This is a genomic window from Caulobacter segnis, assembly GCF_031454995.1.
In the GTDB taxonomy this organism is placed as follows: Bacteria; Pseudomonadota; Alphaproteobacteria; order Caulobacterales; family Caulobacteraceae; genus Caulobacter; species Caulobacter segnis_E.
The window spans coordinates 23,262-50,226 of record NZ_JAVDRV010000006.1; the positions used below are offsets into that span (position 1 = coordinate 23,262).

Annotated in this window: 17 protein-coding genes and 1 pseudogene; 5 read left to right on the plus strand and 13 right to left on the minus strand. The window is 67.5% G+C overall.

Features of this window, described 5'->3' with window-relative positions; genetic code table 11:
• Positions 1-121 precede the first annotated feature (121 nt).
• From pleC to J2728_RS17630, 3 genes are all read right to left on the minus strand, one after another.
• Entirely contained in the window at positions 122-2,653 is a 2,532-nt protein-coding gene (gene pleC, locus J2728_RS17620; RefSeq protein ID WP_310001592.1) for a cell cycle histidine kinase PleC, read from the minus strand.
• A 149-nt stretch (positions 2,654-2,802) separates the two neighbouring features.
• Complete coding sequence (gene pepN / locus J2728_RS17625; RefSeq protein WP_310001257.1) at positions 2,803-5,394, minus strand: aminopeptidase N; 2,592 nt, start codon at positions 5,392-5,394, stop codon at positions 2,803-2,805.
• 48 nt (positions 5,395-5,442) lie between these two features.
• On the minus strand, positions 5,443-6,279 hold the full coding sequence (locus tag J2728_RS17630) for a hypothetical protein (protein ID WP_310001259.1): 837 nt from the start codon (positions 6,277-6,279) through the stop codon (positions 5,443-5,445).
• A 330-nt stretch (positions 6,280-6,609) separates the two neighbouring features.
• Between J2728_RS17630 and J2728_RS17635 the strand changes: the two genes are divergently transcribed.
• The 3 genes from J2728_RS17635 (at position 6,610) to J2728_RS17645 (ending at position 9,971) form a co-directional block, all read left to right on the plus strand.
• Entirely contained in the window at positions 6,610-7,524 is a 915-nt protein-coding gene (locus J2728_RS17635) for a CPBP family intramembrane glutamic endopeptidase (RefSeq protein WP_310001261.1), read from the plus strand.
• 94 nt (positions 7,525-7,618) lie between these two features.
• Complete coding sequence (locus tag J2728_RS17640; protein WP_310001263.1) at positions 7,619-8,734, plus strand: acyl-CoA dehydrogenase family protein; 1,116 nt, start codon at positions 7,619-7,621, stop codon at positions 8,732-8,734.
• Between the two features lie 13 nt (positions 8,735-8,747).
• Positions 8,748-9,971: an acyl-CoA dehydrogenase family protein gene (locus tag J2728_RS17645; RefSeq protein WP_310001265.1), complete on the plus strand. Its 1,224-nt coding sequence runs from the start codon at positions 8,748-8,750 to the stop codon at positions 9,969-9,971.
• On the opposite strand, the gene J2728_RS17650 is transcribed toward J2728_RS17645, so the two are convergent.
• The 8 genes and pseudogenes from J2728_RS17650 to J2728_RS17685 form a co-directional block, all read right to left on the minus strand.
• Positions 9,972-11,750, minus strand: a complete 1,779-nt coding sequence (locus J2728_RS17650; RefSeq protein WP_310001267.1) for a vWA domain-containing protein — start codon at positions 11,748-11,750, stop codon at positions 9,972-9,974.
• Positions 11,751-11,882: 132 nt separating this feature from the next.
• Positions 11,883-13,426 (minus strand): annotated as a pseudogene (locus J2728_RS17655) (amidase).
• A gap of 51 nt (positions 13,427-13,477) precedes the next feature.
• On the minus strand, positions 13,478-14,266 hold the full coding sequence (locus tag J2728_RS17660) for a thioesterase family protein (RefSeq protein WP_310001269.1): 789 nt from the start codon (positions 14,264-14,266) through the stop codon (positions 13,478-13,480).
• Between the two features lie 49 nt (positions 14,267-14,315).
• The gene (locus tag J2728_RS17665) at positions 14,316-16,355 is read right to left on the minus strand and encodes a S9 family peptidase (RefSeq protein ID WP_310001271.1); all 2,040 of its coding nucleotides are present in this window, start codon (positions 16,353-16,355) and stop codon (positions 14,316-14,318) included.
• Between the two features lie 83 nt (positions 16,356-16,438).
• Positions 16,439-16,636, minus strand: a complete 198-nt coding sequence (locus J2728_RS17670; protein WP_310001273.1) for a hypothetical protein — start codon at positions 16,634-16,636, stop codon at positions 16,439-16,441.
• Between the two features lie 128 nt (positions 16,637-16,764).
• Entirely contained in the window at positions 16,765-18,987 is a 2,223-nt protein-coding gene (locus J2728_RS17675) for a S9 family peptidase (RefSeq protein WP_310001274.1), read from the minus strand.
• 73 nt (positions 18,988-19,060) lie between these two features.
• The gene (locus J2728_RS17680) at positions 19,061-19,963 is read right to left on the minus strand and encodes a polysaccharide deacetylase family protein (protein WP_310001275.1); all 903 of its coding nucleotides are present in this window, start codon (positions 19,961-19,963) and stop codon (positions 19,061-19,063) included.
• 3 nt (positions 19,964-19,966) lie between these two features.
• Entirely contained in the window at positions 19,967-21,205 is a 1,239-nt protein-coding gene (locus tag J2728_RS17685) for an SGNH/GDSL hydrolase family protein (protein ID WP_310001276.1), read from the minus strand.
• A gap of 293 nt (positions 21,206-21,498) precedes the next feature.
• On the opposite strand from J2728_RS17685, the gene J2728_RS17690 reads away from it, so the two are divergent.
• Positions 21,499-21,828 carry an EF-hand domain-containing protein gene (locus J2728_RS17690; RefSeq protein WP_310001277.1) on the plus strand — a complete coding sequence of 110 codons (330 nt, stop codon included), beginning with the start codon at positions 21,499-21,501 and terminating at the stop codon, positions 21,826-21,828.
• A gap of 5 nt (positions 21,829-21,833) precedes the next feature.
• Here the strand turns inward: J2728_RS17690 and lepB are convergent, their stop codons facing one another.
• Positions 21,834-22,604, minus strand: a complete 771-nt coding sequence (gene lepB / locus J2728_RS17695) for a signal peptidase I (RefSeq protein ID WP_310001279.1) — start codon at positions 22,602-22,604, stop codon at positions 21,834-21,836.
• Between the two features lie 155 nt (positions 22,605-22,759).
• Positions 22,760-25,069 (minus strand): TonB-dependent receptor, encoded by a 2,310-nt coding sequence (locus J2728_RS17700; RefSeq protein ID WP_310001281.1) that lies wholly within the window; start codon positions 25,067-25,069, stop codon positions 22,760-22,762.
• Positions 25,070-25,297: 228 nt separating this feature from the next.
• On the opposite strand from J2728_RS17700, the gene ettA reads away from it, so the two are divergent.
• Positions 25,298-26,965, plus strand: coding sequence for an energy-dependent translational throttle protein EttA (gene ettA, locus J2728_RS17705; RefSeq protein ID WP_310001283.1), 1,668 nt, complete (start codon positions 25,298-25,300; stop codon positions 26,963-26,965).

Below are 26,965 nucleotides of genomic sequence, written 5' to 3' on the forward strand. Positions count from 1 at the left end.
GCCGCCCGCGGCGGTCCGTTGAGAGGAGGTGTAGTTCGGAGGGGCGCGGAAAACCCGTTACGACGGCGTCATGACGTCGAATTAAGCTTATGAATTAGAAGTAATATTTCGACATCCCGCCTTAGGCGGCGGCGAAGTCTCTGGCGATGCCATGCTCGCTTTGGCGGATCGGCAGCGCGAAGCTGACCGTCGTCCCCTCGCCAGGCGTGGACGTCATGTCCAGCACGCCGTCGTGCATGCTGATCAGAGACTTGGTCAGCGCCAGGCCAAGGCCGGTCCCCTGGGTGGTCTTGGAGAACTGGCTTTCCACCTGCTCGAACGGGCGCGCCAGGCGGGCCAGATCCTCCTTGGCGATCCCGATCCCGGTGTCGGCGACGGACACCCGGACCATGTCGCCGAACGGATCGCGTCGGATCTCGGCGCTCAGGGTGACGCTGCCCGCGCGCGGCGTGAACTTGATCGCGTTGGACAGCAGGTTCAGCAGCACCTGCTTGATGGCGCGATAGTCGGCTTCGATCTCTGGCAGGGGCGGGAAGTCGATGCCGAGGTTCAGACCCGCGGCCTCGGCGCGGTTGCGCACCAGCCGGACGGCGTCCTCGGCGACATCCTCCAAGTGCATCGGCTCGAACTTCAGGTTCATCTTGCCGGCCTCGATCTTGGACATGTCGAGGATGTCGTTGATCAGCGCCAGAAGGTGTTGACCCGACGAGTGAATATCCTGGCTGTAGCCCTTGTAGCGCTCGTCGCCGAGCGGGCCGAACATCTCGTTCATCATGATCTCGGAGAAGCCGTTGATGGCGTTCAGCGGCGTCCGCAGCTCGTGGGACATGTTGGCCAGGAATTCGCTCTTGGCCCGGTTCGCCCCCTCGGCCCTGACCTTCTCGGTCTCGTACTTGCGGGCCAGTTCGGCCAGTTGCTCCTGGCTGCGCTCCAGGCCCGCGACGGCGTTCTGCAGCTGCTCCTCGTTGAGGCGGCGGGACTCTTCCTGGTTCTTGATCGCGGTGATATCCGAGGCGGTCATGACGAGACCGCCCTCGGCGGTGCGGCGTTCGCTGATCTGGATCCAACGGCCATCACGAAGCTCGGCCTCGCGCGCGCCCTTGGCGCCGTCGGGCGCGGCGTGGTCCTGCCGGATGGCGAGCGCGGCGTGGCGGTTGATCTCGGCGCGGGCCGCCCCCGGCCGCAGGAGCTTCGGGTCGAGGGAAAAGACGTTGCGGTAGTTGCGGTTGCACATCAGCAGCCGCCCGTGGCGGTCCCACAGGACGAACGCCTCGGAGACGCTCTCGATGGCGTCGCGCAGTCGGTTCTCCGCGGCCTGGGCGCGGGCTTGGGCCACCCGCTCCTCGGTGACGTCGAGCGCCACGCCGATGATGCGGGCGTAACCGTCGGCGTCGGCCTTGCCAAAGCCCTGGCCACGCGCGTCGATCCACAGCGAGCGCTGGCCCTGCGCCGCGGCAGGAACGCGGAACGAGACGTCGAAGGCGCCGTACAGGGCGGCGTTGGTCAGGGCCTTCCTTAGCCGCTCGCGGTGATCCGGCGAGATGCGTTCCAAGAGATCCTGGCCCGAGACGACGCCCCCACCGCCCCAACCGAACATGGCCCCCGTCACGTCGGACAGGAACACCTCGTCGGCGTTCAGGTCCCATTCCCAGATGCCGCAGCGCGCGGCCTCGACCGCCAGCCGGAAACGTTGTTCGCTGTCGATGAACTCGCGCTGGGCGGCCTCGGACTTGCGGCTCTGGATCACCAGCAGGAGCGCCAGGGCGATGCCGGCGGCCAGCGGGATCAGCAGGCCGAGGGCGTCGCTGGCGCTAACGCCGTCATCGCGAGCGCTTGGCGCCGCCGAAAGGACGGCGAGGGCGCCTTCGCCGACCGGCTTGACGGCGACGTCGAGCGGCTTTCCGTCGAGGGCGCGGCCTCGCAGGTGGCTCGCGGGGCGCCCAAGGTCCGCCGGCGACAGCGCGAACGCCCGCCGCGGCCCTGTCGCGCCCTGGGCCAGGGCGCCGCGGGCGACGATCAGCGAGCCGTCCGGGAGCGCTAGGGCGCTGCTTTCGCCCGGGACTGGCTCTTCGATGAGACGGGAAGCATCGCCGCTGGCGATCAGAACGGCATGCGTCGAGCCAAGCGACGCCAAGGTCGCGACATAGAGCCGTCCCGACGCGCCCACGGAGCCGGTCCAGATCGTCCGACCGGACGCCTGGGCCGCTCTGGCGGCCGACTTCCAGTCCGCGCCCTCGTCCCGTCCGGCGATGGCCAGAATTCCCGTCGGGGCGACCACGGCGATGGCTGCCGCCTCGCCGCCGGCGGCCCGCAAGGCCATCTGGGCGGCGTCCGCCGCGGCGTCGGGATCACGGGTCAAAACGTCCGCGGCGGCTGAGAGCCCCGCGCGTTGAGCGGCGAGGTTGGTCTCGACGCGACCCGCGATCAGTCCAGCCTTCGCCGCCAGGGCGGGTGTTTCAAGCCGTGCGCGGCTCTCGTCCTCGATCCGTTTCAGACCGAAAGCGGTGTAGACGGCCAGCAGAAGCAAAGCCGACAGGATCGCGATGCGCGCGAAGGTCTGAGACGGCGCGCGCACGGGCTTCGCCCGCGAGGCCGCGGGCGCGGTCGGTCCGGCCTTGGCCGTCCCCCCGTGTCTCGCCCCGCCTCTACCCAAACGCACGACTCCCGTGGAACACCCCGGCGAGTCACTTCGCCAGAACGTGAATCTAGCTTACGGGCCATGGTGGCGTCACCGCCGAACCGTCATTTCCGCACGGATGGGCGTATTGGTCGCAATGTATCCGCGGTTCAACGCTCGCGGCTTCAGCTCAAAGACTTGGTGGTCAGCTCCAAGACATTCTTGGAGAGATCCGGATGCGCCGCGATGCGCTCGAGCTCTTGCCGCATGAGAGCGCCAAGATCGGACCTGTACCGCCGCCAAGCGCCCAGCGGCTCGACCAGCCTCGCCGCCGTCATTGGGTTGAACTTGTCCACGGCCAGGATCTGGTCGGCCAGGAAGCGATAGCCGCCGCCGCTTGGGTCGTGGAAACGCGCGGGGTTGAAGTTGGCGAAGGTGGACACCAGGGCTCGCAGCCGGTTCGGATTGGTCGGCTCGAAGGCCGGGTGGCGCGTCAGGGCGATGACGCGTTCCAAAACATCGGGGTTGGGGTCCCGCGCCTGTATGGCGAACCACTTGTCGAGCACCTGCGGCTCGGCGGCCCAGGTCTCGTGGAACCGCGACAGCGCCTTGTCGCGCGCCGCGCCGCCGATGCTGACCAGAGGGTAGAGCCCGCCGATCATGTCGGTCATGTTGCGCGCGGCTTCGTAGTGGCCCAGCAGGCGCGCCAGATTGTCTTCGTGAGGATCGGCCGACAGCATGTCGGCGCAGGCGTTCCGCAGCGCCCGGCGGCCCGCGGCCTCGGCGCTGGCGGAGAACTCGCCCGCGTCCTGCATCTCGCCATGCAGTCGGCGCAGCAGGTCGCCCAGGTGGACCGCGATCCGGACGCGCAGCGCGTCTCGGGCCTCGTGCAGGGCGGTCGGATCGGCCGGCTCCGACATCAGGGCGAGGTCGGGTTCCGACGGCAGGCTCAGCAGGAGCGCCTTGAAGGCCGGCTCGGACGAGGCGTCGACCAGAGCCTGGCCCAAGGCGTCCGCGTAGCGCTCCTCGCCGACCTCGTCCGGCGAACCGCTGGCGCGGAGCAGGACCAGGTCGCGCGCCAGGGTCTGGCCGGCTTCCCAGCGGTTGAAGAGGTCCGGATCCGCGCCGAACAGCACGTAGCGATCCGCGGGGCGCGCGTCCGTCGTCAGATTGACGGGGGCCGAGAAGCCACGCAGCGCCGACAGGACCGGCGGCTGAGCCACGCCTTCCCAACGCAGGGTCATGGCGTCCTCGTCGAGCAACACGACCTCGGTGTCGCGCAGGCTCTCGCCGTCATGAGACAGCAGACCGATGGCGACGGGGATCGGCAGGGCCTTCTTGGTCGGCTGGCCCGGCGTGGGCGCCGTCGATTGGCGCAGGTTCAGCGTCAGCGCCTGGGTGTCGGCGTCATAGTCGCTGGTGATCGTCACGGACGGCGTGCCGGCTTGCTCGTACCAGGCGAAGAAGTTGGAGAGATCCTGGCCGGAGGCCTCGGCGAAGCAGGCGATGAACGCCTCGACCGTCGTGGCCTCGCCGTCGTGGCGATCAAAGTAGAGGTCGCAACCCTTCCGGAACGCCTCCGCGCCCAGGATGGTCTTCAGCATCCGGATGATCTCCGAGCCCTTCTCGTAGATCGTCGCGGTGTAGAAGTTGTCGATCTTCAGATAGCTGGACGGACGCACCGGATGGGCCAGCGGACCGGCGTCCTCGGCGAACTGGCGCGCGCGCAGGGCCCGCACGTCCTTGATGCGCTGGACAGCCGCGCCGCGCATGTCGGCGCTGAAGCTCTGATCGCGGAAGACCGTGAAGCCTTCCTTGAGGCACAGCTGGAACCAGTCGCGACAGGTGATGCGGTTTCCGGTCCAATTGTGGAAGTATTCGTGGGCGACCACGGCCTCGATCCGTTCGAAGTCGGCGTCCGTCGCGGTCTCGGGATCGGCCAACAGCAGGGAGCTGTTGAAGATGTTCAGTCCCTTGTTCTCCATGGCCCCGAAGTTGAAGTCGCGCACCGCGACGATCATGAACAGGTCGAGGTCGTACTCGCGGCCGAACGCCTCCTCGTCCCACTTCATCGCGCGCTTGAGGCTGTCCAGCGCGTAAGTCGCGCGCGAAGCCTGGCCGGGGTCGACGAAGATCTTCAACGCCACCTCGCGACCGCTCATTGTCACGAAGCTGTCCGTCAGGACGTCGAGGTCGCCCGCGACCAGGGCGAACAGATAGGCCGGCTTGGGGAAGGGGTCGATCCACTCGGCGAAGTGGCGCGCGCCGTCCAGCGCGCCCTGGTCGACCAGGTTGCCGTTGCTGAGCAGGTGGGGCAGGCCGCCGTCGGCCTCGATCCGCACGCTATAGCGGCTCAGCACGTCCGGACGGTCGGGGAAGAAGGTGATGGTGCGGAAGCCCTCGGCCTCGCACTGAGTGCAGAACCTGCCGCCGGACATGTAGAGGCCCGTCAGGGCCTTGTTCGCCAGCGGATCGATCTCGACCTCGGTCGTCAGGACGAACTGGTCGGGCGTCTCGTGGATCGTCAGATATTCCGCGTCCAACGCGTATTGGTTGGCGCCCAGCGCTTGCCCGTCGATGGCCGCCGACAGCAGCTTCAACCGCTCGCCGTTCAGCACCAAGGGCTCGCCGGCGTCGCCGGTGCGCCGCACCACGAGCTCGGCCCGGACCCGAGTCGCGGAGGGATTCAGGTCGAAGACCAGTCGCGTGGTCTCGATCGAGAACGGGAAGGGGCGGTAATCGGTCAGCCGGATCGGCTGGGGCGTGTCGGTGCGCATGACCCCTAGCTAAGACCGTCCACGCGTTTGCGCCAGCGCGAGGCGCGATTACTTGGGGTGTCGCCGCGGGAAATTCGTCGGTTGAACGCTTTCGGGCCTCTCCGCCGAGGACGGCCTGGCGGCGCGAGGCGCGGGAGCGAAGGCGCTGGAAGCGTTGGGGCGCAGGTTCAGCTCACGCTCGAGCGCGGCCATCCGCTCGGAAAGGGAAGGCGCCCTCAGGCCCCGCGGGGCGGGCGAAGACTCTGGCGCGGGGGGCGAAGAGCGCGGCCGAGGCGGGGGCGGTCGCTCCGCGGCGGGAGCGGTGGTCGTCTTCGCGCGAGCGGCCTCGTCGCCGTGCATGTCGCGAAACTCCAGCTCCAGGGTCGCCGCGCGGCGGGCCAGGCCGCGTAGCACCTCGGGCGTCGCCGCGCCGTTGGCCACCAGCGTGATCAAGTCCTGGATCAGGGCGCGCATCCTGGGCGCGGCGGCGATCATCCGCGCTTGCGCCTCGATACGCTCGGGATCGCGGTCGTACTCCGCTCTGGGCACGCGCCATCCGCCCCAATCCTGGGGGTCTGTGAACACGATCGGATAGGTGCCCGGGTTCGGATGCCGAGGGGACTCGTCTTGGCTTCGCCAACGGTTGGGACCGCGCGCGAGGCGCCAATGCTCCTGGCTCGGCGGGGCCGGGGCGTCTCGGGGATCCGCGGTCAGCTCGAAGGCGTGGAACATGCGGCCCAGACCGAGGTCATAGGTGACGCGAACCGGTTCCGGCAAACCACCGACCCATGTCGGCACGACGCGTTCAACGGTCGCCCAGGCGCCGACGCTGTCCACCCACACTCGCTGGTTTTTCTTGAACTGAGCCTTGGTCATGGCTTTCGGAGAATCGCGTTCTGCGAGCATGGCATCAATGATGCCCGTACCGTAAGGCAAAATATTCAGCTCAGTAGTAAGCGGATTTCAACTCCAGGTATAACTGTACAACCTGGTAACGACTTCACTAACCTTGATCGATTGAGTTGTTGTGGGTTTCGAGAACAGCAACCTCCGCGCTGATGCCGATTGATCGTCGTTTTTGAACTGAGCGTACCGTTTGCTCAAAGGCCGTCAGACGGCTGACCATCATATGCGGAGGTCGTCGGCGTGGAGCGTCGGCAAGGACCTCTCTGTCCGTGATTGACAGCTAGGGGCGAAGCAACGGCTGGTTTTGTTTCGATCTTGGCGGAGGGACTCGTGACGGACGTTCAACGGGGTATGGAAGTCGGTCGCCGACGCGTGTTGCATCCGGGGCCGTTGCGCTGGCTAAGGGCGCTCGGCTGGATGGTGGCGCTGTTCGTGGTTTTCACGATGATCTACGCGGGCGCGCAGGTCATCGAGAGCCCGATCTCCGGCAAGGCCGGCCACGGCGCGGCGGTGCTTGGCGTCGCGGCCGTCTGCCTGGCTGGCCTAGCGCTCTACGCGCTCGTCGTCCGCCTCGCCGAAGGGCGATGGCCGGAGGAGTTGAGCCTTCGCCACGCGCCGCTGGACTTGGCGTTGGGCCTGCTGATCGGCGCTCTGATGCTCAGCGCGGCGGTCGGGGGGCTCTACGCGATGGGCGTCTACGACATCAGCGGCCCGCGCTCGGCCTCGCCCTGGAGCACGATCGCCATGGCGATCGAGTCTGGTGTCATGGAAGAGCTTCTGATGCGCGCGATCGTGCTGCGCCTGCTGATGCGCGCCTTCGGGATCTGGCCCGCGCTGGCGCTACAGGCCCTGCTGTTCGGCGCCCTGCACCTGGCCAACCCCAACGCCACCTTGACCGCCGCCATCGCCATCGCGATCGAGGCCGGTTTGATGCTGGCGGGCTTCTACCTGCTGACGGGACGCCTGTGGATGTCCATTGGCGTGCACGCGGCGTGGAACTTCACCCAGGGCTGGATCTGGGGCGCGTCGGTCTCGGGTATTCCGGTCAAGGAGAGCTGGCTGGTGAGCACGCCCAAGCCTGGCGCGCCGGAGTTCCTCAGCGGCGGCGCGTTCGGGCCGGAAGCCTCGCCGGCGGCCATGGTCGTCGGGACCACCGTCGCGGTGGTCGTGCTCTGGATGGCGTGGCGCGAAGGCATGTTCAAGGCGCGCCCGGACGCGACGCCCGAGACGGTCGCCGCCGACTGAAATTCTTGACGCCGGGGCAGGCTTTCCCTTCGCGTGAACGTCGTTCAGTGTGCTCCCGAGGCCGGCCGAAAGAGCCCGGTCCAGGGAGGATCCAGTGGATTTCGACTATTCGGACGACCAGAAGTTCCTGAAGGACGAGGCGCGCAAATTCCTCGCTGCTCATTGCGATGTCAGCGTCGTGCGGGGCGTGCTCGACAACCCCGAGCGCGCCTTCGATGAGAAACTCTGGAAGCGCGTGGCCGAGCAGGGCTGGCTGGGCGCCTGCATCCCGGAGGAGTTCGGCGGTCTGGGCCTTGGCCGCGTCGAGCTGTGCGCCATCGCCGAGGAGCTGGGCCGCGCCGTGGCGCCGATCCCGTTCGCCTCGACCGTCTACGTTCTGGCCGAAGGGATCATGGCCTTTGGCTCCGACGCCCAGAAGGCGTCGATCCTGCCGCGCGTCGCCGCTGGCGAGCTGATCGGCTGCCTGGCGACCTCGGAAGGTCCCGGCGTGGTCGGGCCCGCCAGCCTGCAGTGCCGCGTCGAGGGCGGCAAGCTCTCCGGAACCAAGATCCCGGTCACCGACGGCGACGTCGCGGGCGTCGCCCTGGTTCTGGCCAGCGAGGGCGGCCGCCCCGGCCTGTTCCTGGTCGACCTGACCGGCGCGGGCGTGACGCGCGAGACGCTGAAGAGCCTCGATCCCACCCGCAGCGTCGCCAAGCTGACCTTCGCCGGCGCGGCCGCCGAGCGGGTGGGCGACGCGGGCGCCGGCTTCGAGATCGTCCAGGCGATCCTGGATCGCGCCGCTGTCCTGCTGGCGTTCGAGCAGCTGGGCGGCGCCGACCGCTGCCTGGAGATGGCGCGCGAATACGCCCTGGGCCGCTACGCCTTTGGCCGCGTGATCGCCGGCTATCAGGCCATCAAGCACAAGCTGGCCGACATGTACGTCAAGAACGAGGTCGCCCGCTCCAATGCCTATTACGGCGCCTGGGCCCTGAACGACGACGCGCCGGAGCTGCCGATCGCGGCGTCGGCGGCGCGCATCGCCGCGTCCGAGGCCTTCTGGTTCGCCAGCAAGGAGAACATCCAGGTGCACGGCGGCATGGGCTTCACCTGGGACGTCGACTGCCACCTCTACTACCGCCGCTCGCGGCAGCTCAGCCTGGTCGCCGGCGCGCCCAAGGTCTGGAAGGAACGGCTGGTCAGCCAGCTCGAACAGAAGAACGCGGCGTAAGGGAGACTGGATCATGGACTTCAACGACTCCCCGGAAGAAGCGGCCTATCGCGAGAAGGCCCGCGCCTGGCTGGCCGAGAACGCCGCCGCCCACCGCGCCAAATGGGGCGAGGTTAAGCCGAACACGCCCGAGCATATGGCCGCCGCCAAGGACTGGCAGGCGACCAAGGCCTCGGCGGGCTATGCCTGCATCACCTGGCCCGCGGCGATCGGCGGGGGCGGCGGCACGCCGATCCAGTCGGTGATCTTCGGCCAGGAAGAGACCAAGGCGGGCCTCGGCTACGGCTACTTCACGATCGGCCTGGGCATGTGCGTGCCGACGGTCATGGCCTTCGCCGACGGCGAGACCAAAAAGCGCTTCGTCGGCCCCGCCGTGCGCGGCGAGGAGATCTGGTGCCAGCTGTTCTCCGAACCGGCCGGCGGCTCGGACGTCGCGGCCCTGCGCACCCGCGCCGTGCGTGATGGCGACGAATGGGTGATCAACGGCCAGAAGGTCTGGACCACCGGCGCGCACTATTGCGACTACGGCATCCTGCTGACTCGCACGGACCCGGATGTGCCCAAACACAAGGGCCTGACCATGTTCTGGATCGACATGCGCGACGCCGCCGTCGAATGCCGGCCGATCCATCAGATGTCGGGCGGTCGCGAGTTCAACGAGGTCTATTTCACCGACCTGCGCGTCAAGGACAGCCAGCGGCTTGGCGAGGTCGGCGACGGCTGGAAGGTGGCCCTGGTCACCCTGATGAACGAGCGTCTGGCGGTCGGCGGCTCGGCCGGCCCGAACTATCGCGAGATCATGAAGCTGGCCCGCGAGCTGTCGGGCGTCGCCGGTCCGGCGCTGAAGGACCAGGGCTTCCGCGACAAGCTGGCCGACTGGTACGTGCAGTCCGAAGGGCTGAAGTTCACCCGCTTCCGCACCATGACCGCCCTGTCGCGCGGCCAGACCCCGGGACCGGAAAGCTCGATCGGCAAGATCATCTCGGCCAACCAGCTGCAGGAGCTGGCCAACACCGCCGTCGAGATGGAGGACCAGTACGGGATCCTCGTCGATGCCGACCAGGCCCCGGCCGAGGCGGCGTTCCAGCAGAGCCTGATGTGGGCCCCGGGCCTGCGCATCGCTGGCGGCACTGACGAGATCCTCAAGAACATCATCGCCGAACGAGTGCTTGGCCTGCCGGGTGACGTCCGCGTCGACAAGGACGTGGCGTTCAAGGACATGCCGACGGGACGGTAGCTATCGCGCTTTCACGTCGCGGGCGGCCTTCGTCAGCTGGACGAATTCCGCCCGCAGGCCGTCCGGGTCGGCGCCGCGAGCGCCCTGCGCCAGAGCGGTGATCGCCGGCCAGTCGAAGCCCGGCTCGAGCCAGGGATCGCCGCGCAGCTTCTGGCCGTAGGCGGCGACCGCCACCGCGAAGCGGGTCGATTCCGGGGCGGCGGCCAGGGGGGCGTAGCGGTCGGCGGGCCCTATGGCGCGCTCGATCACCTTCGAGGTCGATCCGCCCGGCGGCTTGTAGCGCACCTTCAGAAAGGCCAGCTCCCCGGCGGGGACCTTCGACGCGGGGGACGTCTTGTCGCCGTAGCGTAGCGGGTCGGAGGAGGGGCGCGCGCCAACGGGCGTGATCTCATAGAGCGCCGTGACCGACGCCCCCGCGCCCACCTCGCCGGCGTCGACCTGGTCGTTGTTGAAGTCCTCGCGGTTCAGAAGGCGCGTCTCGTAGCCGATCAGCCGATACTCGCTGACCTGACGCGGATTGAATTCGACCTGGATCTTCACGTCGTCGGCGATCGGGAAGAGGCTGCTTTCGAAGTCGTCGCGCAGCAACTTGCGGGCCTCGTTCAGCGTGTCGACATAGGCCGCGACCCCGTTTCCGTTCTGGGCCAGGGCCTGCATCATCGTGTCGTTGTAGTTGCCGCGACCAAAGCCATAGACCGACAGGTAGACGCCGCTCTTGCGCTGATCGGCCACGAAGTCCTTCAGTCGCGTCGGATCGGCGATGCCGACGTTGAAGTCACCATCGGTGACCAGGATCACGCGATTGACCGCCCCCTTGGCGAAGTTCTGCTTGGCCAGGGCGTAGGCAAGCTCCAGGCCCTGGCCGCCCGCCGTCGAGCCGCCCGCGCGCAAGGCGCCCAGGGCGCATCGCATCTTTAGCTTGGAGCGCCCGTCGGTGGGCGCCAGCACCGCGCCGGCGGAACCGGCGTAGGCGACCATGGCCACTCGATCCCGCGGCCCTAGCTGGTCGATCAAGATATTCAGCGCCTTCTGGGCCAACGGCAGGCGGTCTGGCCCCATCATCGAACCCGAGGTGTCGACCAGGAACACCAGGTTCAGCGGCGGCGCGTCGGTGCGCGGCGCGGCGTAGCCTTGCAGGCCGATATGCAGGATCTGGCGTTGGCTGGACCAGGGCGAGGGCGCGACCGCCACGGTGGCGCGGAACGGCGTCTCGGCGCTGGCCGGGCGGGCATAGCCGTAGTCGAAATAGTTGATCAGTTCCTCGACCCGGATGGCGTCACTGGGCGGGACGGCGCCGTCGTTGAGGAACCGGCGGGTGTTGGCGTAGGCGGCCGTGTCGACGTCGATCGAGAAGGTCGAAACCGGCTCCTCGGCCACGCGCTTGACTGGATTGGCCGCCGCGCCGGGATAGCGCTCGGTGTCCTGGCGGGGAATGACGTCGCCGCGCATCGGATAGCTGGTCGGGACGGGCGGGGCGGCGCTGATGATCGATGGCGCCGGGCGTGGCTGGACAGGGGGTATCGGTAGCGGCGGGGGAGGCGGTGGCGGCGCGCCGACTGGAGCCGCGTACGCCATTACGGGCGCGCCGTTCGTGGTCGCGCGTTTCATCCCCGAAACATGAAGATCGCTGTCTCGACCGGTCGAGAAGCCGAGCGCCGCGCAGGCTTCGGGCGTAGCCGCGCCGTCGTCGGGCGGCGGCAGGGCCGATGCGGGAGAGCTCTCGATCAACGCCATGGATAGAACGCTGACGCCGGCCGCGCGAAGGTGGCGACTGAGCATGGCCGATCTCCCTTAGCTGCTATGTCGATTATTGATTACGTGTGTAATATGACGAAAGCTTGGCGCGAGGAAAATCAACCTAGGGAGTAGGTCGTCCGGTCTAAGGCGCAATGGTCCTCGGGTCACGCGCCATCAAGGCGCGATCGTCTTCAGGAACATTGGCGGCTTGCGGTGGCGGGTCGCCTGTTCGTAGGCGTAGCCCAGATTCAGCAGCAGCTTCTCGCTCCAGGCCGGGCCGATGAAGGACAGGCCGACCGGCAGGCCGGTGACGTCGCCCATCGGCACGGTCAGGTGCGGATAGCCGGCGACGGCGGGCAGGGTGGTCGAGGAGCCGCCGTAGTTGTCGCCGTTCAGCGGGTCGATGGTCCAGGCCGGACCCGTGGTCGGGGCGACGATGGCCACCGCGCCCGTGTCCTTCAGGATCTTGTCGATGCCTTCGGGACCGGCCAGGCGCTTGGAGTCGGCCAGGGCCTTCAGGTAGTCGGGATCGGTCAGGCCCTTGGTCTTTTCGGCTTTCTCGAAGCTCTCTTGGCCGAACCACTCGAACTCCTTCGGGGTCGCCTTGTTGAAGGCGATCAGGTCGGCCAGCGTGCGGCTGGGGACCTTCTTGGGATCGGTCGAGGCAAGGTAGGCGGCCATGTCGGCCTTCAGCTCGGTGTAGAGCACCACGCCCTCGGCCTTGCCGATCGGGCCTTCGTCGAACTCCTTCACGTCGACCAAGATCGCGCCCTGGGCCTGCAGCTCCTTCAGCGCCCGCTCGAACACCGCGTCGGTCTTGGGCGAGTAGCCGGTGTAGAAGCGCGCGACGGCCAGCGTCACGCCCTTCAGCGCGTCCTTGGAAAGGCCCTTGGCGTAGTCGGTCTTGCGGGCGTCGGCGTCCTTGGTGGCCGGGTCGGCGGGGTCGGAACCGGCTATGATGGTCAGCACCTTGGCCGCGTCCTCGACCGTGGTGGTCATCGGGCCGGCGGTGTCCTGGCTGTGGCTGATCGGCACGATGTGGGTGCGCGAGACGAGGCCGACCGTGGGCTTGAGGCCGACCAGGCCGTTGATCGCCGCCGGGCAGGTGATCGAGCCGTCCGTCTCGGTGCCGATGGCCAGGGGCGCCAGGCCCGCCGCCACCGCCGCGCCCGAGCCGCTGGACGAGCCGCAGGCGCTGCGGTCCAGGACGTAGGGGTTGCGCACCGTGCCGCCGACCGCGCTCCAGCCGCTGATCGACTTGTTGGAGCGGATGTTGGCCCATTCCGACAGGTTGGCCTTGCCCAGCATGACGAGCCCCGCCTCGCGCAGGCGCTTGGCGATCGGCGCGTCGCGGCCGGTGACATTGTCCTTCAGAGCCAGCGAGCCGGCGGTGGTGGGCAGGGGATCGGCGCTTTCGATGTTGTCCTTCAAGAGGATTGGGACGCCATGCAGGGCCGAGCGGACCTTGCCGGCCTTGCGCTCGGCGTCGAGCGTCTTGGCGTCGGCGAGGGCGTTGGGGTTTGTGGCGATCACCGCATGCAGCGTCGGGTTCTTGTCCTGGATCGTCGCAAGAGCGGCCTTGGTCGCCTCTTCGGCCGATTGGGCGCGGGCGCTCGTGGCGAGCAGGGCCAGGGCGGCCGCGCCGGCCAGGCAGGCGATCTTGGTCATGGACGTTTCCCCTCGCGCGGCCGCGACTCTGGCGGCCGAGACGCGAGCATGGAAGCAGAATTCCGCGTTCGCCAAGAGGCGCGAACGTCGTTTGTCGCGAACTAGACGAACACCGCAACGTTCTGTCGCGCCAGGATCAATGGGCGGCCCTTGGCGTCCCACAGATGCATCTCCTGGGTCGAGTAGCCATGACCGATGGTCTCGGCCCGGCTACGCAGCAGGCGCCAGCCGTCGTCGCCCGGGTCAGGCAAGCCGACCACGTCCAGCGACCAGGTCATGGTCGAGATCGGCCCGAATTGGCGGAACAGGGTCATGGCCGGCGGCGGCGGGGCGTCGCCCAAGGCGATCAGGGCCGTCAGCGAGGTGGCGGCGGGATCGCGGTGGCGGATCCACAGCAGATATTCCGGCGGCTCGCCCGAGCCAGGCCGTCCGCCGCCCGCGACGCGGAAGTCGAATTGCCGGATGAAGCTGGGCGCCATGCTGGTGTCGCCCTTGTGGAACGGCTCGCACTGATCCGGCGGCGCGACGACCGGGCAAGGGACGTCCTCGTGCGACACGTGCGACTCGCGGGCCGCGCCGAAGGTCAGGGTCGCGTGGGTGGCCACGCCTTGCTCGCCGACCAGGTCCACGGCGGCGAACAGGGTCGACTTGCCTTGGCGCAGCGTTCGGACCGCGATCGACAGCTCACCCGCCGCTGGGCCGACGAAGGCGAATTGGCCCGACCGCAGCGGCGGGGCTTCCGGAAAGGCCCGCTGGGCGGCCTCGACGCATAGCGCTGCGGAGAGGCCGCCATAGGTGGTGCGCCCCTGCTTCCAGTCGTCGGTGACGTGGGCGGAGAAGCCGGCGTCGGTGTCGACGACGCCGGCGAGCAGTTCGGAGTAGCTTGTCATTCAGCGAGGTTCGTTTTCTTTCGCTACGGAATTCAACGCCCTCCGGGCGCTATTTCGCCCCCAGCGCCTCCCGCAGGCCTGGCGTGAAAGCCGCCCCGGCCTTCACTTGAGCCGTCGAGGGTTTCAGGGCGTCCCCGATCGGCTCGGAGCGCCCGCCAAGGCACCCTTTCAGGAATTGTTCGGTCACCGCGTTGAAGGCGATGTTGTTTTCAGGCCGGGCGAAGCCGTGACCTTCGTCCGGGAACAGGACATAGGTGACGGGAATGTTCTTGGCCTGCATGGCGGCCACGATCTGGTCGGACTCGGCCTGGTTCACGCGCGGGTCGTTGGCCCCCTGACCGATCAGCAAGGGCTTGGTGATCGCTCCCGCGCGATAGACGGGCGAGCGATCCTTGAGCAGGGCCAGGCCGGCCGGCGTCGTGGGATCGCCCATGCGCTTGTAGAACTGCTGCTTGCCGGCTTCCCAGTAGGGCGGGATCGTCTTGAGCAGGGTCTCGAGGTTCGAGGGGCCGACGATGTCGACGCCGCAAGCGAAGACCTCGGGCGTGAAGGTCAGGCCCACCAGGGTGGCGTAGCCGCCGTAGGAGCCGCCCATGATGGCCGTTTGATTTCGGGTGGTCACGCCGCTGGCGACAGCCCAGTCGACCGCGTCGATCAGATCGTCATGCATCTTGCCGGCCCACTGCAGATTGCCGGCGTTGATGAAGTTCTTCCCGAACCCCGTGGACGCCCGGTAGTTCACCGACAGCACCGCGTAGCCGCGGTTGGCCAGCCACTGGTGGTAGCTGTGGTAGCCATAGGCGTCGCGACCCCACGGCCCCCCGTGAACGAACAGGACCATGGGCGTGGGCTTGTCGGCCTTGCCGTCGCCATTGGCGTCCGCCCCTGGCGGCAAGGTCAGGTACGAGACCAGGGTCAGGCCGTCGCGCGCCTTGATTTCGACGGGATGCATCGGCTGGAGCGGCAGGCCCTCCAGTTCGGGACGCGAGACGAACAGCTTGGTCAAGGCCTTGGCCTTGCGGTCATAGAGATAGGTCGCCGAAGGCGCGCTGACGGGATCCACCGCGACGGTCCAAAGATCGTCGGCGTCGGTGCGCGACGTGACGCCGATCTCGCCCTTCAACTCGCGTTGCAGGAAGTCGAGATCGGCCTTCACGGCTGGATCGACGGCGGTCCAGGTGTTCCGAAGATAGTTCACGGCATAGGCTTGGACCGCGCCCGTCTTCGGGTCGGCCAGGATCTGACCGATGTCGGCCTTGGCGTCCTGCGCCACGATCTTGGTCTGGTCGCCCTCCTGAGCGACGAGGGCCGCCGTGTCACGGCCACGCGAGTCCAGCCAGTACAGCGTCTTGCCGTCGGTGGTGAAGCCCAGCGCCGCGGTGGTCAGGGAGTCGTCGAGGCCGTAGCTGACCACCGGCGTGGCTTCGACCTTGTCGCCGGCCATGCGATAATAGTCCGCCCCGCCGTCCGGGCGCGCCTTTTGCGCCAGGCGCAGGGTCAGGGTCTCGTCGGCGACGAAGCCGGCATAGCCGTCGTTCTTGAACACCAGCTTCAGGTCGCCGCTCTTGAGGTCCAGGCTGTAGACGTCGTGCCAGCGGGGGTCGCGGTTGTTCAAGCCCACCAGAATGCGGTCTTTGACTTCCCGGCTTATGCCCAGGATCTGGGCTCGGGTCTTTTCGAAGGGGGTGAGGGCCCGCTGGACGCCGGTGGCGACGTCGACGCCATACAGCAGGAAATTCTCGTCGCCGCCCTTGTCGTTGATGAACAGGATGGACGAGGAGTCCGGCGACCAGAAGAAGCTGCGGATCGGCCGCGTCTTCTCGCTGGTCAGCGGCTTGGCCTGGCTGGGATCGGACCGGGGCGCGACCCAAATGTTCATCACGCCGTCCCGCGGCGCGCCCCAGGCCAGCCATTTGCCGTCCGGGCTGATCAGGCCTCGACCGCGACTGGGATTGCCGAACAGCTTCGCCCGTTCGATCAGCGGGGTCGACGCGACCGCCTGCGCGGCCGTCCGAGCGGCCGTCTGGGCATGGGTGACTGAGGGCAGGATCGCGAGCGCCGCGACGGCGGCGAAGAACATTGTGCGCATGAGGTGCTCCCCGGATGGAGCTCAACTCTGGGCGCCCGCGCCACAACGCGCAAGTTACGAAGGTTTAAGCCTGCCGAGCCCGATCAATGGATCGTCGGCGACGGTTCGATCCAGGCGCCCAGGCTGCGTTCCTCGGTCTCTTCCTCGATGGCCATTTCCTCGAGAAGTACGGCGGCCAACAGCCATTCCTGCAGATCGTCCTCGGACGCGGTCCCGTTCTCCAGGGCCTCCTTGACGGTCTCGATCAGCCATTCGACGGCGTCAGCGTGGGTCTTGCTCATGGTCCTGCCTCACAACCTGAGGACAAGAGTAATGGTTAAGACAGCCAAAAGCGCTGCGACACAGGGTCATTCGGGCGCCGCATGTCGCCGCGGGGCCCGCGCGACCGAAGCCGCGCGGGAACGCTTGTCTACTGGCCGCCCTTCAGCTTGCGGTCGAAGAAGTCGAGGTGGGTCTTCAGCACGCTGAGGCCCTTGGACTTGCCGCTGCCGGCGCTGTGGCGCTCGCCGGGATACAGCGCCATCTCGAACGGGACCGCCTTCTTCTGCAGCGCCGCCATGACGCGGGTGCTGTTTTCCAGGATCACGTTGTCGTCGGCCATGCCGTGCAGCAGCAGCAGGCTGCCGGGCTTGAGCTTGTCGAGACGCGTGTTGATGTCGGCATAGGCGTAGCCGGCCTTGTTCTCGTCCGGCTTGCCCATGTAGCGCTCGGTATAGGCGGTGTCGTAGAGGCTCCACTCGGTGGGCGGCGCGCCGGCCGCCCCGGCCTTGAACGGCGTGTTCTCGGCCGTCATCAGCATCAGGGTCATGAAGCCGCCGTACGACCAGCCCATGACGCCCAGCTTGTCGGGATCGACATAGGGCAGACCGGCCAGGAACTTGGCGCCTTGCAGTTGATCATCGACCTCGACCGTGCCCATGCGGCGGTCCAGGGCGCGTTGGAACTTCGCCGAACGGTTGCCGCTGCCGCGGTTGTCCAGCTTGAAGATCACGTAGCCGGCTTCGAGATAGGTCCGCTCGGACGGGCTATGCCAGCCCTTCATCACGCGCTGGGCGTGGGGACCGCCATAGACCGAGACAATCGCCGGATACTTCTTGGCCGGGTCGAAGTCCGTCGGCTTGAGGATCTCGTAGTGAAGGGTCTCGCCATCGGCGGCCTTCAGCGTCCCGAACTCCGGAACCGGGAGGGTCGAGGCGTACGGCCAGTAGGGGTGCCCCTCGGCCAGCTTGTTCTCCTCGATCCAGCGCACGCGCTTACCGTCGGCCGAATACAGCGCCGTCTGGGGCGGGGTCTTGGGATCGTCGTAGGTTCCGGCGAAGGCGCCGCCGTTCGACGCGACCTTGACCTTCCACCAGCCGCCGGCCGCGGTCAGGGCCTTGGGCTTGCCCGGCTTGGCGTAACTGACTTCGTACAGTCGACGCTCGATCGGCGTGTCCATCGCGGCGGTGAAAAGCGCCACCCCGCGGGCTTCGTCGACGCCTTCCAGCGCCGAGACCGGCCAGTCGCCCTTGGTGATTTGCGCGATCGGCTTGCCGTCCACGGCGTAGCGATAGAGGTGGCGGTTGCCGTCCTGCTCCGACGACCACAGGAACGAGCCATCCTTCAGCGGATGGAAGTCGTCGGCCACCTCGATGTAGTGCGGATCGGTCTGCGTCAGGATCACGCGGCCCTTGCCCGTCGCCGCGTCGAAGGCGATCAGGTCCAGGGCTTTCTGATCGCGCGAGAGGCGCTGGACATAGACCGTCTTGCCATCGGCCGACCAGTCGACGCGGGCCAGGTAGATGTCCTTGTTCGCGCCGAGGTCCAGCGCGGTCACCTTGCCGGTAGCCAAGTCGCGGACGAACAGCTCGACCACGGCGTTGGGACGGCCGGCGCGGGGATAGCGCTGACTGACGATCGTCGCGCCGCTGGGGCCGATGTCGGCGCGCGGGACGATGTCGACGCCGCTCTCGTCGACGCGGGTGTAGACGATGCGGGCCTCGTCGGGGCTCCACCAATAGCCGGTGAAGCGGTCTAGCTCCTCCTGGGCGATGAACTCGGCGGTCCCGAACGACAGGGCGTCCTTGCCGTCGGTGGTCAGGGCCGTCTCGGCGCCGCCGGTCGCCGGCTTGATATAGAGGTTCTGGTCGCGGACGTAGGAGACGTAGCCGCCCTTGGGCGAGACCTTGGCGTCCACTTCGTCGCCCGGCGTTTCGGTCAGGCGCGTGACCTTCCCGTCGGCGACGCTGTCCAGATAGAGATCGCCGTCCAGCGGCACGAGGATGAAGCGACCCTGCTTGTCCCAGCTGTATTCGACGATGCCGCGGGTGGCGGCGACGCGGGCGCGTTCGCGGCGGGCCTTTTCGGCTTCGGAAAGCTCCTTGGTCCCGGAGGACAGAGCCGCCGAGTCGATCAGGCGATAGGGCTCGCCGCCCTTCACGTCGGCCGCCCACAGATCCTGCACGTTGGCCGCCTCGGGCTTGCCCTTCAGATAGGTCACTCGCTTGCCGTCCGGCGACAGCGCCACGCCCTTGGCCGTCGGACCCGACAGGCTGGGATCGGCGAAGATGCGTTCGGGGGTGAGTTTTTCCGCGAGAGCGGGCGAGGAGAGGGCGAGGACGGCCGCGAGCGCGGTGAGCGAGGGTCTGATCATGGCGCGCGACGCTATTCGCGAGCGTGGCGGTTGTCAGCAGTGAAGTTGTTTCAGGCGTGAAACGGAGGCCGCGCTATCGGCAGAAGCCTTCGAGCGCCTTCAAATCCACCGGATTGGGCGGAACCGGCAGGCCCTTGGCCTTCAGCGCGTCTGGCAGCGTGGTGGGCTGAGGCGGCAGGCTGGGGTCGATATCGGTCCGGTAGAACGGGTGCTCTTGCGCCTTCGCCAGCGTGGTGAAGCCAAAGCCCTTGTCCTGGTAGAGCTTGAACAGGCGCTGGGCCATGCGGGCGTCGAAGGCACCCGCGTGCATCAGCAGGACATAGGGAATGTCCTGGCCGTACAGCGCCTTGGCCATGGCGCGCGAGCGGTCGGCCACGGCGGCCGCGCCGTCCATGAAGCGCCGTTCCAACGCGGCGACGGCGGCCGTGTCGCCCTTGGCCATGCAGCGGGCGTAAGGCTCGTTGAAGGCCCAGTCGTCGAAGCTCATCGTCACGCTGGCGATCTTGTAGTGGTTGGCGGCCAGCCACTGGCGCACCGCCAAGCGCTTCTCGGGCGTGTCGCCTTCCGACAGGAACGGATAGCGCAGCCAACGCCAGTCCTCGTCGCCCATCAGGTCCTTCAGCATCGGCTCGTTGCCAGCGATCTCGGCCGTGAACTGGTCCGGCGTGAGGGCGGCGAGGTTTGGGTGCGACCAGGTGTGATTGCCCAACGGCTGGCCGGCCTCGCGCCACATCTTCAGCACGGGGGTGGAAGCCGGTTCCTGCTCGGTGTGAACGCCGTTGATGAAGCCAAACGCGGGCGCCTTGGCGTCGGCCGAGGCCTTCAGCAGGTCGGCCGCGATCTGGACGCGCGTCACCCCTGGCGGCAAGGCGCTATGGGCCGGCAGGTCGTCCCAGGTGACGGCGATCACCGGTTTGGGCGCGGCCTCGGCGGCGGTGGCGACGAGAGCGAAGACAGCCGCGAGCACGACGCGCATGGATCAGTTCCCGAACAGGCTCAGCGGAATGGCCTTCGCCATCGCCTTATAGCCCGCCATGTTCGGATGCAGGCCGTCGTTGTCATAGGCGGCCAGCAGGTGGGTCGGTTTGGCCGGATCGCGCAGGGCCTTGTCCCAGTCGATGACGCCGTCGAAGTTTCCAGGCGCGCGGATGAAGGCGTTGATCGCCTGGCGGTCGGCCTCGCTCTCCGGGCCCGGGTGGTAATAGGCCGAGCCGCTGTAGGGCAGGATCGTCGCGCCGATCACCTTGATCCCGCGCGCTCGCGCCCGATCGATCATCTGGCGATAGGCCGCGATCACCTGTTCGACGACGGCCTTGTGGGCCTCGGGCGTCGCGGGGGCGTCGCGGGTCAGCGTGCCCAGGTCGTTGACGCCTTCCAGCAAAACGAGATGGGTGACGCCCGGCTGGCTGAGCGCGTCGCGTTCAAAGCGGGCCAGGGCGTTGGGGCCCAGGCCGTCCAGCAGCACCCGATTGCCGCCGATGCCCAGGTTCAGAACCGCGAGGTTCTTGCCCTTCAGCCGCTCGATCAGCGCGTCGGTCCAGCGCAGGTTGGTGTTGGGCTGGACGCCGTAGCCGTCGGTGATGCTGTCGCCAAAGGCGACGATCGCGCCGGCCTTCTTCGCCGTCGGAACGACCTCGACCCCCGAGATCTGGAACCAACGGTCGACCGTCTTGGCGCCGGGCAGATCGGCCGCCGCCGCATGGTCGCCCGCCAGAACGTAGGAGGTCGCGCGCGAACCGGGGTGGCCGGTCTGGACGTCGGGCGCTTCGACATAGCGCAGGCTGATCGCCAGGTCGGTCAGGGGGGCGACCTTGAGGGCGACGGGATCGGACCAGTAGTCGGCGCCGGCCGGGATGGTCACCTCGGTACGACCCGAGAAGGTGAGGGCGCGGTCGGTTTCGGGCTTGATCCGGGCGCTGTCGAGCGCGGCGGAGACCGCGACATGCGCCGTCTTGATCGTCAGAGGGCGCGTTCCGAAGGCGTTGGACAGGCGGATCCGCAGCGTGTCGCCGCCCAGGCTAAGCCGCACGATCTGGCGCAGGGTGGCGTCGCGATAGTCTTCCGGGGCGAGACTGTTCTTGGCATCCGGCGCCAGCTGGGCGCTGGCCCAGGCGCCCACCCAGCGTTCCCGCGCCTCAGCCGCGTGGGCGCCCAAGGGCAGCGCCATGGCGAAGGACAGGGCCAGCGCGGCCAGCGATCGACGCGTACGCAACATCATCAGCGTTTCTCTCCCGCTCCGCCTCTATAGCGGTAGCGGTACCATTGGTATGACCTCTTCCGACGGCCGTAAAGCGGCGGAGACATTTTCTGGGAGGCGCGACGCCTGGCCGCATAAGAATCGCTTGCAATCGCACCTGTGTTAGCGCTAACAACGATCCGTGAGGCGCCGAGCGCCTCTGCCCTTCCTGGGCGTTTCCTCCCTATGAACTTTCAGCCCGGTCGTTTTGGCCGGGCTTTTCTTTTGCGCCAAGCGGCTCGATGATGACAGCTCGGAACGTCGGAGACGCCCTCATGCCCGTCGGCAGGTCGCCCAAGAAGACAGAAACCCTCGAGATCCGCCTGCCGCCCGAAACCAAGGCCGCGTTCATGGCGCGTTGCCAGGGCGCGCGCCGCACGGCCAGCGAGGCGTTGAGGGATTTCATCGAGCAGGATCTTCGAACCTCGGCGCCTCGTCGTCGGAACCTGGCTTGGCGCGTGCTGGCCGCGGCGCTGGCGGGCCTCGCCGTCGGGGCGGTGGCCGCGCCGTCTCTCGCTCGGCCTTCTGGCTCGGACGCGGCGTTCCAGCGCCTGGACGCGAACCACGACGGGGTCCTGAGCCTCGAGGAGTTCAAAGGACACTGAAGCGGCTATCGGATCGGCTGGACGAAGCGATCCCACTGAAGATTTAGCCAGGTCCACGGCTTGTAGACGGCCGCGCCGGGCTTCCATGAGGCCAGCACCAGTTCGGCCTTGCCCACGATGTTGTCGGCCGGCAGCAAACCGACGCCCAGTTCGCACGGCCAGCGACTGTCGAGCGAGTTGTCGCGATTGTCGCCCATCATGAAATAGCGGCCTTCGGGCACGACATAGATGTCGGTGTCGTCGCCCGGCTGTCCCGCGCCGCCGTCATAGGTGACATAGGCGCGGCCGTCCGGCTGGCGCTCGCGCACCTCCAGCACTTGGCGATACGGATCGTCATGATCCTGGACCACGGTCATGGGGGCCTGGGGCAGGGGCCTGTCGTTGACGAACACCTGGCCGCCCCGCACCTGGATCCGGTCGCCGGGCAGGCCGATCACGCGCTTGATCCAGGTCTGGCTGGGATCGCGCGGCAAGCGGAACACGACGACATCGCCCCGCTTGGGCGCGCCGCCTAGGATACGGCCGCCTGGCAGCGGCGGGTTGAACGGCAGGGAAGCGCGACTCCAGCCGTAGGCGAACTTCGAGACGATGATGTAGTCGCCCACGACCAGTCCCGGCTCCATCGAGGAAGAAGGGATCGTGAAGGGCTGGAACAGCAAGACCCGCAACACCACGGCTACCGCCAGGCCAGCCAGGACTGTTCGGATGACTTCCAGCACGTCGGACTTGCCGTGGGCCGGAGCGGAGGAAGGTGAGGGGGCGAGCATATCGGTCATGCCGGCGATGAAGGCCGCGCCGCGTCTTCCTCGCCATCGCGATCGTGTCCGGACAGAGCGAAAATCGTGTCCGGACAAAAGAAAGGGCCGGGCGACACGCGCCCGGCCCAAGTCATAGAGGGAGGAAGATCGGGAGCCTCAAGGCCCCCGAAGGATCAGAAGCGCTTCTTGACCGACAGGTAGGCCTGACGCGGCGGGGCCGGCAGGACGGTCATGGCCTCGCCGTTCGGATCGCTGTTGACGAAGCCGCCCGAGCCGATGGTCGAGATGTAGTCCTTGTCGGTCAGGTTGGTGACGTTGACCTGGACTTCCAGGCCCTTGCCCCAGCCTTCTTCGGCGAAGCGGTAGCCGAGGGTCAGGTCGGCCACGGTCGTCGAAGGCGCTTGGCCGCCGACGTTCTCGTAGGTGTAGTAGCGCTTGTCGGTGTAGGCGACGCCCAGCTTGCCGAAGAAGCCGGCCTGGTCGAACGCGATCTCGCCCTTGAAGATGTTCTTGGGCGTGTTGACGACGGTCTTGCCCTTGGTGCGGACCGTGACCTTGCCGGTCCCGTCGACGACGTCATCCTCGTACTTGGAGTCGTTGTAGGTATAGGCGCCGTAAAGGCTCCAGGCGTCGGTCAGGCGATAGGTGCCCGCCAGTTCGACGCCCTTGGTCTCTACCGAGCCCACGTTCGACAGCAGGGCCGGCAGGCCCAGGATCGGCGAGGCTGTGTTGGCCGCCAGCAGGCGGTTGTCGAAGGCCACGTGATAGACGGCGGCGACGCCTTGGAAGCGTTCCGTCCGGTAGCGACCGCCCAGCTCGAAGGTCTTGGAGCTTTCCGGCTTCAGGGTCTTGGCGACGTAGTCGACGACGGCCTGGCTTTGCGAGCCGAAAGGACCCGACGTGGCGGCCGAGACGAACGCGCCCATGTTCTCGGTGTAACCGCCGAACACTTCGAAGTCGGGGGAGGCTTTGTAGACGAAGCCCACCTGCGGCAGGAAGTTGTCCTTGCTCTCGATCTCGCCCGACAGCGGGTTGCCGACCACGGTCTTGACGCTGTTGGTGACCTTGATCGCCTTGAAGCCGAAATTGACCTTGAAGGCGTCGGTCACCGTCCACTCGTCCTCGACGTGGCCGGTCGTGGTCTTGGTCTCGAAGCTGTACTGCCACTGGGTGGCGAACGGGTTCGACTGGAAGTCCAGCGGATCGCGCGACGGCGCGGCGGCGGTCTCGGCGTAGAAGCGGCGCGCCTGGTTGAAGTGGTTCACCTCATGCCAGAAACCGCCGCTCAGGCGATGGGCGCCCAGGTCCACCGAGAGGCCGGCGGTCAGGCCGCCGCGGTCGATGTCGTATTCGGTGGTGCGGATCGACAGCGGCGCGGCGGCCGAGCCGGCGGTCCCGAAGCCCGGGCTGGCCAGGTAGGGCGTGTACCACAGGCCCTGGCCCTTGTTCTTGTGCTGGTAGGCGGTGGCGTCCAGCTTCACGCGGTCGGTGATGTCGAGGTTCAGCGACGCGCCGTAGAGGTCATCGTCACGGACACCGGCGCCGGCGTAGTAGGCGTCGTCCACGGTCTTGAACGGGGCGGGCAGGGCGGTTCCGGTCTGGTAGGCGCGCGCCGCGGCGACCGCCAAGCCCCAGTTCGGCTGGGTGTTGTCCCAGTCACGGCCCAGGCGCTGGATCATCGCGAAGGACATGTCCTGGTAGTCCTGCTCGCGACGTTCCGAGCGGTGGTAGAAGCCGGTCAGGTCGCCGCGCTCGCCCAGCGGCATCACCAGCTTGGCGTCGTACTGGCGCTGCTTCTGTTCGCCGCCGCCCTTCCACTTGTCGGCCTTCTGGTCGGCGACCGAGACGTAGCCGCGCAGGCCGCCCAGTTGCTCGATGGCGCCGCTCTCGAAGCGGGCGAACACGCGGTGCATGTTGTCCGAGCCGCCGGTCAGGTCCAGCTCGCCGCCCAGGGTTTCCCGCGGATCGCGCGAGAAGAACTGCAGCGTGCCGCCCAGGTTCGAGGTCGAGGCCGTGCCGAGGGCGCCCGCGCCTTGGGCCAACTCGACGCGGCCGATGTTCTCGCTGGCGATCGCGCGGCTGATGTGCAGGCCGTTGTGGTTGCCGTAGCTCATGTCGCCCAGCGGCACGCCGTCCAGGGTGAAGCCCAGCTGGTTCTGGTTGAAGCCGCGGATCGAGATGCGGGCCGACCACTCGTAGGCGCCGAAGGCGTCCGCCGACTGGAAGGTGACGCCCGGCAGCTTGTCGATCGCCTTCAGGGCGCTGGTGCCGGCGGCTTGCAGGCCGATCGCGTCGCTGTTCAGCGTCTGGATCTGGCGGCTCTGGCCCTGGCCGATGATGATCAGCGCGTCGACTTCGGAACTGTCGGCCGGCGCGGCGGTGGCCGGGGCGGCGGCGTCGACCTTGTCGTCGGCGAAGGCGGGCGCGGCGGCCATGACGAGCGCCAACGCGGCGGCGCCCAGAAGCATCTGGTTCTTTTTCATTGTCACTATCCCCTTGTCCGACGCGGAGCAGCATCGGTTGGGGGATCGGCTAACAGTGGTCGGCGACGGGCGAACGACGGTTCGGTGTCGGATCCTCGACAGCCGTGCGACGGAATGGTGAAGCTCGCGGGGAGGCGAATTCCCCGGCCGCGATTGCGCGAAGCGGCCCGGACCGCTATTTCAGCGGCCAATCCCCGAAACCCTCGTCCAGCGAGAACGCGAGCCCTCATGGCGCAGCAATATATTTTCCAGATGCAGGGCCTGACCAAGGCCTATCCCGGCGGCAAGAAGGTCTTCGAGAACATCTGGCTGTCGTTCTACTCCGACGCCAAGATCGGCGTCGTGGGCGTCAACGGCTCGGGTAAGTCGACCCTGCTGAAGGTCATGGCTGGCCTCGACAAGGAATTCTCGGGCGAGGCCAAGGCCGCCGACGGCGTCAAGCGCGGCTACCTCCCGCAGGAACCGGTGCTGGATCCGACCCTGGACGTCTGGGGCAATGTCATCGCCGACTGCGAAGACAAGAAGATCTTCGACAAGTACAACGCCCTGGCGGCCCAGCTCGGCGAGGAATATTCCGACGAGCTTATGGAAGAGATGACCAAGCTGCAGGAGGTCATCGACGCCCGCGACCTGTGGGACATCGACTCCAAGGTCGAGATGGCCATCGACGCCCTGCGCTGCCCGCCCAACGACGCCAACATCGAAAGCCTGTCGGGCGGTGAAAAGCGCCGCATCGCGCTGGCGCGCCTGCTGCTCAGCAAGCCCGACATGCTGCTGCTCGACGAACCGACCAACCACCTGGACGCCGAGTCGGTGGCCTGGCTGCAGCACCACCTGGAAGAGTTCCCAGGCTGCGTCATCCTGGTGACCCACGACCGCTACTTCCTGGACCAGGTCACGAAGTGGACGCTGGAGCTCGATCGCGGCAAGGGCGTCCCCTACGAGGGCAACTACTCGGGCTGGCTGGAGCAGAAGCAAAAGCGCGTCGTCCAGGAGCAGTCGGAATCGGAAGCCCGCCAGCGCGCGCTCACCCGCGAACTGGAATGGGTGCGCAGCTCGCCCAAGGCCCGTCAGTCCAAGTCGAAGGCCCGCCTGGCCTCGTACGAGGAAATGGTCGCCGCGCAGGAGAACGCCCGCGCCGCCCAGACCCAGGCCCACATCCAGATCCCGCCCGGCCCGCGCCTGGGCAACCTGGTGCTCGAGGTCAACGGCCTGGAGAAGGAGTACGGCGACAAGGTGCTGTTCAAGGACCTGTCGTTCCGCCTGCCGCCGAACGGCATCGTTGGCGTCATCGGCCCGAACGGCGCCGGTAAGTCGACGCTGTTCAAGCTGATCACCGGCCGCGAACAGCCCGACGCCGGCACGGTCAAGGTCGGCGAGACCGTCAAGCTCTCGTACGTCGACCAGTCGCGCGACGCCCTCGACCCGAACAAGACCATCTGGGAAGAGATCAGCGGCGGCACCGACGTGATGATCGTCGGCAAGCGCGAGATCAACAGCCGCGCCTACGTCGGCAGCTTCAACTTCAAGGGCGGCGACCAGCAGAAGAAGGTCGGCCTGCTGTCGGGCGGTGAGCGCAACCGCGTCCACCTGGCCAAGACCCTGGCCACCGGCGGCAACCTGCTGCTGCTCGACGAACCGACCAACGACCTGGACATCGAAACCCTGCAGGCCCTGGAAGAGGCGCTGGAAGAGTTCGCCGGCTGCGCCGTGGTCATCAGCCACGATCGCTGGTTCCTGGACCGCCTGGCGACCCACATCCTGGCCTTTGAAGGCGACAGCCACGTCGAGTGGTTCGAAGGCAACTTCGAGATGTACGAGGAAGACAAGAAGCGCCGCCTGGGCGCCGACAGCTTGATCCCCAAGCGCATCAAGTTCCAGAAGTTCGCCCGCTAG